This is a genomic window from Oleiphilus sp. HI0061, from assembly GCF_001635675.1.
Genome location: NZ_LWFE01000016.1, coordinates 1 through 1,159 on the forward strand (window position 1 = coordinate 1; position 1,159 = coordinate 1,159).

A 1,159-nucleotide genomic window follows, 5' to 3' on the forward strand; every position below is an offset into this window, starting at 1 on the left:
TTGCACAACTGCAAATTCAAAGCTTAGCTAAAGCACTATTTCTCTAGCTTCAAAAGCACCCTGCGATTCAGCTCTTGCGCCTGAGCCGAGTCTTCTTTTCTGGCTGGTCTAGAGTCACCATAGCCTTTAGCACTGATACGAGCTTCTGCGACTCCCTCAGAAATAAAGAAGTCCATTAAGGTTTCCGCGCGTCTTTCGCTTAGTTCCTGCTCGGAGGTGATTTCGCCATACAAGGATGCATAGCCATTTGTGTGAACCTCAATAACAATTGGCTTTGCTTGCTTTCGAAGCTCTGGTAGCAAGCTATCCAAAATAGACGCCCCTGAACGAGCCAAGTCATAAGACCCTGCATTAAAAAGAACACGAGAACTAAGTTGCAAGCTTAGGTAGGGTTCAGAATCTTCTATTTGAACATGCTGTTTTAAGTTTCCTGTATTGATAAGCGTGGCGAGTACTGAAGCATCAAGTTCGCCACCCTCTTGGCCAATACCGGTCAAATCCATCAGTTCATCAGTGAACACAGACAAATCAGCAGGCTTCTCAACAGGCGCCAAAACAGGTGCCTGCACTGAGCGAAACGTTAAATACAGCAATAAGCCCAGCGCTAGCATGAGCAGGAATAAATCAACAAATATGGAAGAGTTCGAGCCTTGCTCAGACACACCTTCACTTGATTGAAACTTAGCAAGTCGAAGTTTTTCAGACCAAGAGCTTGCGTCCTTCTTCTGAGCCTTCTCTGCGAAGCCATCGACTTTAGATAACATGGCCTTGAAATTATCAGCAGGACGCCTATGGCGTAAGTCTGAATAATTATCTGAGCGATTTAATGCACTACTCATTTACGTTTCTCAAGCAGTAGAAGTTTATTAAGCAGAGCGCTGAAGCCCAAATTTCACTAACATTGGCTTCTTCGAAGCTCGCTTTGGCTTTTTAGTGGTTTGCTGATTAGCTGATAATGCGTTCATGCTTTCGATGTAAGTCATCAAGGTCTCGCGAATCACCGCAGGCGTCCGACGCTCGTGAATCAGAACAATACCTTCTGCAAGCAAGGTAATATGCTGAACCTCTTTTAATCGACGCTGCTCCAGCCTTTCAGCAATCGGTTTGAATACAAAGCTCGCCAGGATTAAACCATAAAAGGTACTAACCAAGGCAAAAC

Annotated in this window: 1 protein-coding gene and 1 pseudogene; both read right to left on the reverse strand. The window is 44.8% G+C overall.

Annotated elements, in window-relative coordinates; translation table 11 throughout:
• Positions 1 to 35: 35 nt before the first annotated feature.
• Positions 36 to 839 carry an OmpA family protein gene (locus A3735_RS00350; RefSeq protein ID WP_068508878.1) on the reverse strand — a complete coding sequence of 268 codons (804 nt, stop codon included), beginning with the start codon at positions 837 to 839 and terminating at the stop codon, positions 36 to 38.
• Positions 840 to 866: 27 nt separating this feature from the next.
• Positions 867 to 1,159, reverse strand: a pseudogene (locus A3735_RS29950) (hypothetical protein); the annotation flags it as partial.